The sequence below is a fragment of the Lacihabitans sp. CS3-21 genome (assembly GCF_024343675.1).
Lineage (GTDB): Bacteria > Bacteroidota > Bacteroidia > Cytophagales > Spirosomataceae > Leadbetterella.
This window is the reverse complement of sequence record NZ_RJUD01000004.1, coordinates 102500-114916: the sequence shown is the minus strand read 5'-3', so window position 1 is coordinate 114916 and position 12417 is coordinate 102500. Positions and strand designations below refer to the sequence as shown.

The window sequence follows — 12417 nt, the reverse complement described above, 5'->3', positions numbered from 1 at the left end:
AATGAATCAAAATCTCAAGATATTCTTCTGGTCACTTTCTGCCGCACTTGGCGGTTTTCTATTTGGCTTCGATACTGCCGTTATTTCGGGCGTAGAGCAAACACTTCAAAAACTCTGGAATCTCAATGCCTTTGAGCATGGCGTCACGGTTTCTATTGCCTTAATAGGTACTGTTGTTGGTTCCGTAATTGGTGGTTTTCCTGCTGAAAAATTAGGCAGAAAAATATCGCTAATAATCATTGCTTTACTTTATTTGGTTTCTTCACTTGGCACCGCCTACGCCGTTGATTGGTCAGTTTTCTTGGTTTTTAGATTTATGGGTGGACTTGGTGTTGGTGTTTCTTCGGTGGTTGCTCCATTATATATTTCCGAAATCGCTCCTGCCCACAAGCGTGGTCGTTTGGTGGCGATGTTTCAATTCAATATCGTTTTTGGTATTTTGATGGCCTATCTTTCCAACTATCTTTTATCGGGCATAGGCGAAAACGAATGGCGTTGGATGTTAGGCGTGCAAGCTTTTCCTTCAATCATATTTATTATCACAGTTTTATTTATTCCAGAAAGCCCTCGTTGGTTGATTTTGAAAAGAGGTGATATTGCAACAGCTCGTACAATTCTGCATACGATTGACGCAAACTCTGCCGAAAAAATCATTGCTTCTATCAAGCAAAACACCTCAAAAGTTCAGATTTCATTATTTCAAAAGACGTATAGCAAGCCTATTATGTTGGCGGTTTTATTTGCAGTATTCAATCAAGTTTCGGGCATTAACGCAATTATATATTTTGCCCCACGTATTTTTGAAATGGCAGGAATCGGTAAAGATTCAGCTTTACTTTCTTCGGCTGGTATTGGACTCATAAACCTTGTTTCTACACTTTTGGGTATTTCATTAATTGATAAATTTGGTCGTAGAGCTTTAATGATAGTAGGTTCTTGCGGACTTATTCTTACACTCTTTTTGGTTGCTCAAGCATTTTTTACGCAACGAATGGGCATGAATGTTCCATTTTATCTCTTTGCATATATCGCTTTTTTTGCCTTTTCACAAGGTGCGGTTATTTGGGTTTTTATCTCCGAAATTTTTCCAAATGAAGTTCGTGCCAATGGGCAGGCATTAGGCAGTTTTACGCATTGGTTGATGGCGAGTATCATCACTTTTACTTTTCCTTATATCGCCGAGACCTTCGGCGGCGGAATCGTATTCAGCTTTTTTGCTCTAATGATGGTTTTGCAGTTGCTTTTTGCATGGAAAATCATGCCCGAAACCAAAGGAAAATCATTGGAAAATATGGAATCAGTTGTTTTAGTTCATTAAAAACGAATCATGGAAAACAATCATAAAAATATCATCTGCTTTGGAGAAATGCTTTGGGATATGTTGCCTACTGGCAAAATGCCTGGCGGAGCTCCAATGAATGTAGCCATTCATTTAAAAAACTCTGGCAATAATGCCACTATTATAAGTAGAGTTGGCACTGACGATTTAGGAACTGAATTGATAGATTTTGTTAAAGAAAATGGTCTGAATACCCAATTTATCCAACACGGACAAACGCACTTGACTGGTGTGGTGAAAGTGAACATGGATGATAAAAACAACGTGAGCTACAAAATCGTAAAACCAGTGGCATGGGATTATATTTTGTTAGAAAATGACGCATTAGAGGCCGTAAAAAATTCTGATTGTTTCGTTTTTGGAAGTCTTTCGGCAAGGTCTGAACAGACTTTTGAAACACTTAAAAAATTATTGGTGGTTGCTCCATTCAAGGTGCTGGACATCAATTTACGCCCTCCTTATTATGAAAAAGAAACGATTGAGTTTTTATTGAATAATACTGATTTACTCAAACTCAATCATTTAGAACTCGACGAAGTTTCAACGTGGTTTTTTCAATCAGGAACAATCCAAGAAAATTTAACTCGCTTATCTGAACAATTCAAAATCAAAACAATTTGCGTAACACTCGGCGAAGACGGAGCTATGCTTTTGCACAACAATGAGTTTTTCAAAAGTGCAGGCTTTGAAGTGGAAGTTGTGGATACTATCGGCAGTGGCGATTCATTTTTAGCATCCTTTATTTCTAATTTTCTAAAAAACAAACCTGTCCAAAACGCCCTAATCGAGGCTTGTGCCATGGGGGCTTTGGTGGCTACATATCATGGGGCATCACCCCTTATTTCAAAAGAAGAGATTCAGCTTCTAATTTCTAAGAAACTCAAATTGAGCGATTTATAGTATAATTCCTTTTTAACTTATGTTTAATTAAAACCTTTCAAAATGATGAAAAAAACTTTATTATCTTTCATTGCAATGTTGTTGTCGTTGCAATTGGCTATTGCCCAGAGGACTATTTCTGGTGTAGTAAAGGGGGGCGACACCAATGATTATTTAATAGGTGCAAGTGTAACTCTCAAAGGAACCACCAAGGGAACCACTACCGACGTAAACGGTAAATTTTTATTAGAGGTGCCCAAAGATGCAGCTACTTTAACTGTGTCATTTATCGGCTACCAATCTAAAGATGTAGTACTAACTGCTGTCCAAAATAACCTCCAAATAGTACTTTCTGCTGGTGAAGAATTGGGAGAATTGGTAGTAGTAGGTTATACAACACAAAAAAAGACAGATATGACAGGGTCCGTTTCTGTTGTAGATTTAAAACCTGTAAAAAATAATAGCTCGGGTAATCCCATGCAATCACTTCAAGGTAGAGTTTCAGGACTATACATTGAAAAAGATGGTTCACCAAACGGTTCAAATGGCAGGATTCTAATTAGAGGAGCAAATACGCTGGGCAACAACGACCCACTTTATATTATTGATGGAATTCCAACCACTCGACCTGAGGTATTCCAGAACATGAATCCTGACAATATTGCGTCGGTTCAGGTCTTAAAAGACGCATCGGCATCATCGATTTATGGTGCAAGAGCATCTAACGGAGTAATAATAGTAACCACCAAAAACGGTGGAGATACCAATGGAAAGGTAGAGTTCCAGTTCAATAGCAGTGTTTCAGCCCAGTCAGAAAAATCTATGCGTTTTAATATGCTCAATTCGATAGATAGAGGCAAAGCACTTTGGCAAGCTTCTGTAAATGACGGCCAAGACCCTACGGCTGGATACGGTGAAATTTACAATTTTGATTGGAACAAAAACTTTTCAAACCCAGTATTGAATAGTGTTAGTGCTAAACCTTTTGTTGGTGGTGACGCTAATACTCCAGTTGGTAACACGGATTGGCAAGACGTAATGTACAAAACGGGTATAGTAACCCAAAATAACCTTACAGCCTCTTATGGTAACAAATTTTCTTCATTAGAAATAAATTTGGGCCATTTGAAAAACACAGGAATGCTAAAATTCACTGGCTATGAGCGACTTAGTGGTAGCATTAATGCTCTGACGCGTGCATTTAACGATAAAGCTCGTTTTGGGGTAAATCTCCGAATTGCTAATTCTAACGAAACACTTACTGCAAGAGATTTGGGCGGGGCTGCTACAAGTTATTTGGCTGTATCATTGGCTCCAACTATTCCGGTGTACCAAAAAGACGGAAGTACCTATGCAGGAGCCTCAGGAGGTGGATATTCGGATAGAAATAATCCTCTGCACATGCAAGACATCGCCAAATGGAACAATGCCAATAGACAAAGTGCTTTTGGAAATGTTTTCTTAGAAATTCAACCAATCAAGAATCTATTTTTCAAGTCTAACTTGGGAGCTGACGATGCTCGTTTTTTGAATAAGGTAATCACCCCAACATTTTCTGAAGGTGCTTTTAACCGTACTACCAATAGTTTAACTTTTGATCAAAATCATTTCTTAAGCCTTACTTGGTCAAATACCATTCGCTATAATTGGGATGTAAACGAAAAAAATAATTTAAAGTTTTTGGCAGGAACGGAGTTTATTAAAACTGACATAGATTTCCAAACCACCAAAAAGGAAGGCTTCGCACTTCAATCTGAAGATTATTTCACATTGAATGCCGGAACAGGAAACACCACAGTTTCAGGTAGCTCTTCGGGCCATCGCTTGTTGTCACAATTTGGCCGTGTTGATTACAACCATGCCGATAAATATCTTCTTGCGGTAACTGTTCGTCGTGATGGATCATCAAGATTCGGTGCCGACAATAGATATGGTATCTTTCCTGCCGCTTCTGCAGGTTGGAGAATTGATAAGGAGCGATTCATGGAAGGTAACAAAGTATTTAGTGAATTAAAAGCCCGTATCGGGGTGGGTCGTGTTGGAAATCAACAAATCGGTGATTTGGCTCGTTTTGGTCTTTTTGATACAAGATATGGAACTACACAGGCTCAGTTAGTAGGTGGATTTTGGGAGCAATACATGAATATCGGTACGGCTTACTCACTAACTGGTGCCAATACAGGTACTTTACCATCGGGATTTGTTCAAACTCAAGCTGCTAATTCAAGCCTTAAATGGGAAACTACTGATGAGATAAATGTAGGTCTTGACTTCGGTTTGTTGAAAGATAAACTATTTGGCTCTTTTGATTATTTCACCAGGAAAACATCGGGTATATTAATTACGCCTCCAGTAGCAGCTACGCTTGGTGAAGGTCAAACAAAAGCGGTAAATGGTGCAGCGAAATCTAATAAAGGGTTTGAGTTTGTATTGGGCTATAAAGGCAACACAAATAATAACATTAAATACAATGTTGTGGCCAATTTGACTCATTTTAGAGACAAAATTACAGAACTCCCTGAAAACGTACGTCCTGCTTATGCTGGCAACCTTGTTAATACCATAATTGGACACTCTCAATTTGATATTTTCGGTTATAAAACTGATGGGCTTTTCCAATCTCAAGCCGAGGTTGACGCTGCTCCAGACCAAGTAGGTGCAGGACCTGGCAGAATAAAGTATGTAGATATCAATAACGATGGAAGAATAGATGACCTTGATAGAACTTGGATAGGAACTACTCTTCCAGCCTTAGAATACGGATTAAGAGTTGACTTAGCTTACAAGAAATTTGATTTGTCTGTGTTTGGGTCGGGAGTTGCTGGAAGAGAAGGTTTTGATGTCTATACGGTTTTCAACAACCTTATGAGAAGTAGAGAAAATGTAGGACCTGGTGTGTTCGAGGCATGGACTCCTCAAAATACTGCTACGAGAGTACCAGCCCTGACACTAAAAGATAACAACGGCGAAGGTCGTACTTCCGATTATTTTATCGTAAATACCTCTTATTTCAAAATGAGAAACATTCAGCTTGGATACAATTTGAGTCCTAAAAAGGTATTTTCAAGTGTTCGAATTTTTGGTATGGCTGAAAATATTTTCTGGATAAAAAGCAAAAGCTATTTAAGCCCAGATCCAGAGCGTATTGATCTTGACCCAATTCCAATTCCAAAAACTTACACGTTTGGTGTTAATGCGTTCTTTTGATAAACAAGTGAATTTGAAATAAATTTAAAATTTAAGTAATGAAAAATAAAATTATTATAACAGTATTAGCCTCTAGCTTGCTGGCATTCAGCTCATGCGAAAACGTGCTAGAGTACACTCCAAAAGGTGTTCTTTCTTCATCAGACCTAACTTCGGCAACAGCGGTTGATGGCCTAGTAACCTCAGCTTATGCTGCCATTGGTAATGGTGACATGATAGGACCTATCTACAGTATGTGGGCTTATGGCTCGGTTCGTTCTGACGACGCCTACAAAGGTGGCGGTGGTACGGGCGATGTGGGAGAAATTGATGCATTAGAGCATTACAATCTTGTAACGCCCACAATGGGAGCTTTTGTTACACGGACTTGGCAAAACTTGTTTAAATCAATTTCGAGAGCTAATGTGGCCATTAGAGCGGTAAACAACCTCGATGAAACAAGTTTCCCAATCAAAAAAGTAAGATTGGGCGAACTTAAGTTTTTGAGAGCTCATAGTTATTTTACTATGAAACTTCTATACAAAAACATTCCAATTTTTGACGAAACGGCCTCCGAAGAAGACATTTTGAAGGTTTCAAATACACTTAGCAATGACGAATCTTGGAATAAAATTGCCGCAGATTTTCAATTTGCCATAGACAATTTACCTACAAACCAAGCAGAAATGGGTAGAGCAAATAAGTATGCAGCCCAAGCCTATTTAGCCAAGTTGAGATTGTTTCAAGCTTACGAACAAGATGCCACCCATAAAGTTACAAATATCAACAAATCGAGGTTACAAGAGGTCATAACGCTTACGCAATCGGTAATAAGTTCGGGCAAGTATAGATTAAGTAATGACATTGGAGATAACTTTCTGCCTGAAACTGAAAACGGCCCAGAATCTATTTTTGCCATTCAATTTACTGTAAATGATGGCACAACAGCAGGCCGCATGAGCTATGAAGATGGCTTAAACTACCCTCATGGTGCTCCTCAATACGGCTGTTGTGGATTCCACGCTGGTAGCCAAAACTTGGTCAATGCTCATACAACAGATGCCAACGGTTGGCCAAATTTTGATACTTTTAATGAAACCAATGCTGATTTGTCAAAACAAATGGTTGACCCTAGACTTGATCACACAGTTGGAATTGATGGCCGTGTTTACAAATACGATAACACAAAATTGTTTAGCAACAGTTGGGTACGTGACCCGGGTGTATATGGAAATTTCCATACTATGCGTTTTCAGCAATTGGCCTCTAGTGGTTCATATTTTAAATTAGGACCATTTATGGGAACAGCCAAAAACTATGATATACTCCGTTTTGACGACATTTTATTGATTCAGGCGGAAGCTTATATTCAACTTGGCGAACAAGACAAAGCCCTTTCACTTATCAATCAAGTAAGAGAGAGAGCAGCAAAAAGTACAGGCCGACTAAAAAAATCCGATGGTAGTTTTTCTTCTACCTACAATGTAAAGCCCTACTCGTCTATTGGTTGGACAAAAGATTTCGCTTTTAAAGCTTTACAATGGGAGCGTCGATTGGAATTTGCCACTGAAGGACCACGTTTTTTTGATTTAGTAAGATGGGGCATAGCAGAGTCTACGCTTAATAAATATATAGAGAAGGAAAAATCAAGAAGAACATTTTTAGCGACTGCCAAATTTACGGCAGGAAGAGATGAGTATTTACCAATTCCTCAGGCAGAAATAACCTTTACCAATGGATTATACAAACAGAATCCAGGGTATTAAAAAAATAAATCTTCATAGGATTTAATTGTCCAAAATGGTAGTGGTTATTTTACTGCTACCATTTTTTTAAATCTGAGTATATTATTTAAACATTTATTCAATGAAAAATATATTTATCATTCTGATAATTGCAATCATTTCTAATGCTTGTACTACCATATCGGCAGATACCAAAAAGGATTTACTTACTTATCATCCAGCCTATCATTATACCTCAGAAAAAAACTGGGTAAATGACCCTAACGGCATGGTTTATTTAGAAGGCGAATACCATTTGTTTTACCAATATAATCCATTTGGCGAGAAATGGGGCCACATGAGCTGGGGTCATGCCGTTTCCACAGACCTCAAGACATGGAAAGAATTGCCCGTAGCTATACCAGAAATCAAGAATTCCGATGGGTCTGTAAACATGGTATTCTCAGGAAGTGCGGTGATAGATAGTTTAAATACATCTGGACTTTTTGAAGAAGGATTCAAGTTTGGCATGGTAGCAATTTATACCGCCCACATTGAGAAGGATGGTAAAGGTATCGGTCAAGTACAAAGTTTGGCCTATAGTTCTGACAAAGGAAGAACATGGAAATTTTATGATAAAAACCCCGTACTTGACCTCAAAATGACAGACTTCCGAGACCCATCAGTGTTTTGGCATGAAGGCAAATGGAAAATGATTGTTGTAAAATCGCTAGAATATACTGCTCAAATCTATGAATCAGCTGACCTAAAAAGCTGGGAATTAGTGAGCGAATTTGGAAAAATTGGAGATTATGCTAAAATATGGGAATGTCCATCGCTATTTAAAGTACCGATTGAAAACAGTGATAAATTTAAATGGATTTCAATGATATCTAGTGCACATGAAGATACGGATTATGTAGGAATGCAGTATTTTATTGGTGAATTTGATGGAAAAAAATTCACACCAGATGCTCAAAAAGGTGTTTTGAGGATTGACCATGGCAAAGACTTTTATGCTGCAGTACCTTTCAACAGCAGACCTGACGATCAAAAATACCCAATTATAATGGCTTGGGTTAATAACTGGGCATATGCAGGTGACCTTACAGCTGAAGGTAGAAGATCAATGTTCATTATGCCACGAAAAGTTTCGTTAATCGAAAAAAATGGTGAATATCAGATGGTTCAGAAACCCGTTTTTTCAGATGTTATTCCAACCCAAATGATCAATTTGAGTATGAGCAAGTCGGCCAACGGAAAAACCATTGAAATGAAAAGCAATTCGTTTCACCTGAATTTCACGATAGACTTAACAGGTTCAAAAGGATTTTCTATTGATTTATTAAAAAATGGTGACGAAAAATCAACCATAAATTATGATTCAATCACCAAAAAACTGAGCTTTGACCGAACAAAGTCTGGTGTTGTAAATTTTCATGAAAAATTTCCGAGTATTGAAAATATGACTGTGGAACCGGAAAACAACATCATTAAATTAGATATTTTCGTAGACAATTCAATTGTCGAAATCTTTGCTAATGATGGTCAGGCAGTGCTAACCAACCTTGTTTTCCCGAAAAACATTGGAGGCTCTGTTAATTTCAATTTCGTGAATTAATAGAATATACTAGAGCTCAGCTTAGTCAAAATGTCTTAACTTTCTCTTCATTGAAAAGGTTTCGAAAATTGATTAACTTGTTTTTAGAATACAGTTATAGGACTTCTAAGAGGGGTCGATACTCATATCGATTCCTTTTTGAAGTAAATATTTATACTGGCACTTGTATTCTGCTTCGGAATGAATTCTCAAATCCCCATCATTGACAATACCGCTAATGTTAAAATTGTTGAGGTCCTATAAGGCGAAGCTTCATAATGAATGATTAGATACCCATTGAGGCACCTAACCCAAGGCCCAAAATATTGAATAGTACTGTAGATAAGCTTATTACTGACATAGGTCAACAAAAAGAAAAGTTGGCGATACAAGACCAAGATCGAGTTTAAAAAAATAAGAAGCAGAAGCTTTCGAGGCGATTTACTACTAAGCTGAACGAAATGCTTGAGATGGTAAGTTAGTAAAGTGATATACTTTTAGCCAATGGTTGGTACATAAGATGTTTTTATTCTCTGAATAATTAATAACCATTCAGTTATGAAATTCTGCATAAAATGTGGGCTAAGTGTGGACTAAAATTCAAATAAAAAACCGTAACTGTTTATTAATTAAATAGTTACGGTTTAAAAAAGTGGAGACGCAGGGATTCGAACCCTGGTCCGAACACGGCTACTGTCGAGCCTTCTACATGTTTATTCGTTCTTAATTTTCGAAATTGGGAAGCCGTCCGACGTACCTAACCCAATCCTTATCTTCTCGTTTACTATTTTAGCGTCAGAAGTCCGCACTAAAACGCCTCTCTATTTTCGACGCTCCTGAATCTCCCGCAACAGAGGTTAGCAAAAGAGGAACGATGGCGAATGCTAATTTACTCCGAAATTAAGCAGCCATGGCATACGATGTATTGCCAGATATTGTTCGGTAGATTTTTTGAATGGAGACCTTCCACCAACTCCATACATGCTTATACTCGCAATGGCATCATGCCGTCAAAACCGGTCGCCCCCATTGCTATATCAGAATGCAAATCTAGGTCAAATGGTTCAATATTCATAAAAAGAAATGCGTTCTCAGAAAAAATCTGTATTTTTCGAAAAATATTCAACCTTAAGATTAAAATGTCAACGAAACTTCTGAAAACTGTTTTTATAGTCCTTTTCTGTATTTTAAGCCGTATTTCTTTTTCGCAAACCAAGTATAATTTAGACACAAAAAGTATTCAAACGGGCAAAGAAATTTTTGAAGTACAATGTGCCGCTTGTCATAATTTTACTCAGAATGGTATTGGCCCTCAGCTTTCTCAAATCATTATGAAACGAGAAAAGAACTGGCTGATTAGTTATCTCAAAAATCCACAAAAAACGATGGCTGAGGAGCTGAATTTCGATAAGAGAGTTATTGCCATGCCTGCTTTTGCTCATCTAAAGAAGAACGAAGTAGAAGACATTTTGGCATTTATTAATAGCCGTCAGTCAAAACCAGATCCTAAAAGAGCTATTTCACCAGATGGTCTTATTAATCCGATTCCTGAATCCATCAAAAAGTCGGAACTTACTTTAAGGTTAAAATATCTCTATACAGCTCCAGCGACAAGTGATAAAATTCCTTTGGCAAGAATAAACACAATGGTTGTACTAAATGATACATCTAAGAAAGTCTTTTTATCTGATTTGAGAGGAATAGTTTATCATTTTAATGAAAAAGAGCTTAAACCCTATCTTGATTTCAAGAAAATGGTACCTGAATACATTCATGTTCCAGGCTTGGCCACTGGTTTAGGTTCTTTTGCCTTTCATCCAGATTTTCTAAAAAATGGACTTTTTTATACGGCTCATTCAGAAAAGGCGAATTCGAAAAAACCAGACTTTAATTATGCAGATAGTATAAAAATAACACTTCAGTGGGTGCTAACAGAATGGAAAACGAATAATCCTGCATCTGAAACTTTTGAAGGAACAAGACGAGAACTTTTCAGAATCGATATGGTTTCTCAAATACATGGAATGCAAGAAATTACTTTCAATCCGTATGCTAAGCCTTCTGACGAAGATTATGGATTGCTTTACATTGGTATTGGTGATGGTGGATCTTCTGAAAGTGGTTATCCGTTTATTTGTGAAAATCCAAAAAACCTTTGGAGTTCTGTACTTAGAATAAACCCAAGTGGGAATAATTCTAAAAATGGGAAATATGGAATACCAGAAACCAATCCTTTCAAAACTGATAAAAGATTTGCTGGAGAGGTTTATTGTCGTGGCTTCAGAAATCCAAACCGCATTTATTGGACGCCAGATGGTAAAATGATCATCTCTGATATTGGTCATACCAATGTAGAAGAGCTAAATATAGGACAAAAAGGATTGGATTATGGTTGGCCATATCGTGAAGGTACCTTCATAATAAAACCTGATGCGAACATGAGGCAAGTATTTGATTTAAAAGGGAATACAAAATCTTACACTTGGCCATCAGCACAATATGACCATGATGAAGGATATGCCGTTTCCGCTGGGTATGTATATAATGAAAAAGAAATCCCGACGCTGAAAGGAAAATATATATTTGGCGATATTGTAAACGGTAAGGTTTTATTTGTGGAAAACAAAGATTTGAGTCTCGGTCAAATAACTAATATTCAAGAATTTACTTTAGAAATTGATGGGAAAATTGACAATTTCAGAAACATCTGTCAAAACAATAAAACTGACCTGAGGTTTGGGCAAGGGGCAAATGGAGAAATTTACGTTTACACCAAAACGGATGGGAGAATTTACAAGGTGGTGGGTTGTGAGTAAGAAAAAACTTAGTAGTTCGAAATATTTTCTCTCGAACTACTTAAGTGTTATCATTTTCCTATGACAATGTCCATGGCTGGTTTTGGACCTTTTACATTTTGACTCACAAATTGTCTTTTGATATTTTCTTGCATGAAATAATAGACATCCCAATAATGCTCAGATTTGCACCAAGGTCTCACATCAAATTTTGTAATTCCAATCTCTTGGGAATTTACTAAAATATCAATTTTGGGATCATTTAAAATTAATGGACAAGAATCTGATACTTGTTGAACCACTTTTCTGACTTTATCTATGTCTTCTTCGCCCGAGACATTGTATTGCATGTCTACTCTAATGGTTTCTTGTCCGGAAATGTTCGTAATTGGTCCAGTAGTAATAGAACCATTTGGAATGATTATTTTCTTATTATCAAGTGTTTTTAGAATAGTATTGAATATTTGTATTTCTTCTACCATGCCTGTAAAACTATTTATAGTCACTAAATCGCCTTGTTTATAGGGCTTGAAAACCAATATCAACACTCCACTCGCAAAGTGACCCAAGCTTCCCTGAAGAGCCAAGCCAACTGCCAAACCAGCACCACCTATCAAGGCCACAAAAGAAGTAGTTTCTACACCAAACATTCCAGCCACACTTATCACCACCAAAATTTTTAAAAGGGTGGCGACTATTGAACCTAGAAAAGGAATTATTGTAGGCTCAACATGCTTTCTGTTCAGGATGTTTTTTAAAATATTGTTTATTTTATTGGCCAACCAAAATCCAAAAAGAAGTGTAATGACTGCTAAGATAAAACGCGGTGCATAAGTAATTGCTACTTGTGTGAATTGTTCGATGTATTTTTCCAAAATTATTTCTTTTTTTCAA

Annotated in this window: 7 protein-coding genes and 1 other RNA gene; 6 read left to right on the top strand and 2 right to left on the bottom strand. The window is 37.3% G+C overall.

Going from position 1 to position 12417, the window contains the following annotated elements; all coding sequences use genetic code 11:
• Window position 1 precedes the first annotated feature (1 nt).
• The 5 genes from EGI24_RS04125 to EGI24_RS04105 all read left to right on the top strand — a co-directional run bounded on the left by EGI24_RS04125 (window position 2) and on the right by EGI24_RS04105 (window position 8749).
• A complete protein-coding gene (locus tag EGI24_RS04125; RefSeq protein ID WP_255047062.1) occupies window positions 2-1318 on the top strand; it encodes a sugar porter family MFS transporter in 1317 nt (438 codons plus the stop codon).
• Window positions 1319-1327: 9 nt separating this feature from the next.
• Window positions 1328-2239: a carbohydrate kinase family protein gene (locus EGI24_RS04120; protein ID WP_255047061.1), complete on the top strand. Its 912-nt coding sequence runs from the start codon at window positions 1328-1330 to the stop codon at window positions 2237-2239.
• A gap of 42 nt (window positions 2240-2281) precedes the next feature.
• Window positions 2282-5425: a SusC/RagA family TonB-linked outer membrane protein gene (locus EGI24_RS04115; RefSeq protein ID WP_310586072.1), complete on the top strand. Its 3144-nt coding sequence runs from the start codon at window positions 2282-2284 to the stop codon at window positions 5423-5425.
• Between the two features lie 38 nt (window positions 5426-5463).
• The gene (locus EGI24_RS04110) at window positions 5464-7170 is read left to right on the top strand and encodes a RagB/SusD family nutrient uptake outer membrane protein (protein ID WP_255047060.1); all 1707 of its coding nucleotides are present in this window, start codon (window positions 5464-5466) and stop codon (window positions 7168-7170) included.
• Between the two features lie 100 nt (window positions 7171-7270).
• On the top strand, window positions 7271-8749 hold the full coding sequence (locus EGI24_RS04105) for a glycoside hydrolase family 32 protein (protein ID WP_255047059.1): 1479 nt from the start codon (window positions 7271-7273) through the stop codon (window positions 8747-8749).
• Between the two features lie 629 nt (window positions 8750-9378).
• Here the strand turns inward: EGI24_RS04105 and ssrA are convergent.
• Window positions 9379-9756: a transfer-messenger RNA gene (ssrA, locus tag EGI24_RS04100) on the bottom strand.
• 111 nt (window positions 9757-9867) lie between these two features.
• On the opposite strand from ssrA, the gene EGI24_RS04095 reads away from it, so the two are divergent.
• Window positions 9868-11544: a PQQ-dependent sugar dehydrogenase gene (locus EGI24_RS04095; protein WP_255047058.1), complete on the top strand. Its 1677-nt coding sequence runs from the start codon at window positions 9868-9870 to the stop codon at window positions 11542-11544.
• A 50-nt stretch (window positions 11545-11594) separates the two neighbouring features.
• Here EGI24_RS04095 and EGI24_RS04090 read toward each other — a convergent pair whose 3' ends face one another.
• On the bottom strand, window positions 11595-12398 hold the full coding sequence (locus EGI24_RS04090) for a mechanosensitive ion channel family protein (RefSeq protein ID WP_255047057.1): 804 nt from the start codon (window positions 12396-12398) through the stop codon (window positions 11595-11597).
• Between the last annotated feature and the right edge of the window lie 19 nt (window positions 12399-12417).

Coding starts and splice junctions, on each gene's coding strand:
- EGI24_RS04110 (WP_255047060.1), top strand. CDS start 5,464: ATGAAAAATAAAATTATTATAACAGTATTAGCCTCTAGCTTGCTGGCA.
- EGI24_RS04115 (WP_310586072.1), top strand. CDS start 2,282: ATGATGAAAAAAACTTTATTATCTTTCATTGCAATGTTGTTGTCGTTG.
- EGI24_RS04120 (WP_255047061.1), top strand. CDS start 1,328: ATGGAAAACAATCATAAAAATATCATCTGCTTTGGAGAAATGCTTTGG.
- EGI24_RS04125 (WP_255047062.1), top strand. CDS start 2: ATGAATCAAAATCTCAAGATATTCTTCTGGTCACTTTCTGCCGCACTT.
- EGI24_RS04105 (WP_255047059.1), top strand. CDS start 7,271: ATGAAAAATATATTTATCATTCTGATAATTGCAATCATTTCTAATGCT.
- EGI24_RS04095 (WP_255047058.1), top strand. CDS start 9,868: ATGTCAACGAAACTTCTGAAAACTGTTTTTATAGTCCTTTTCTGTATT.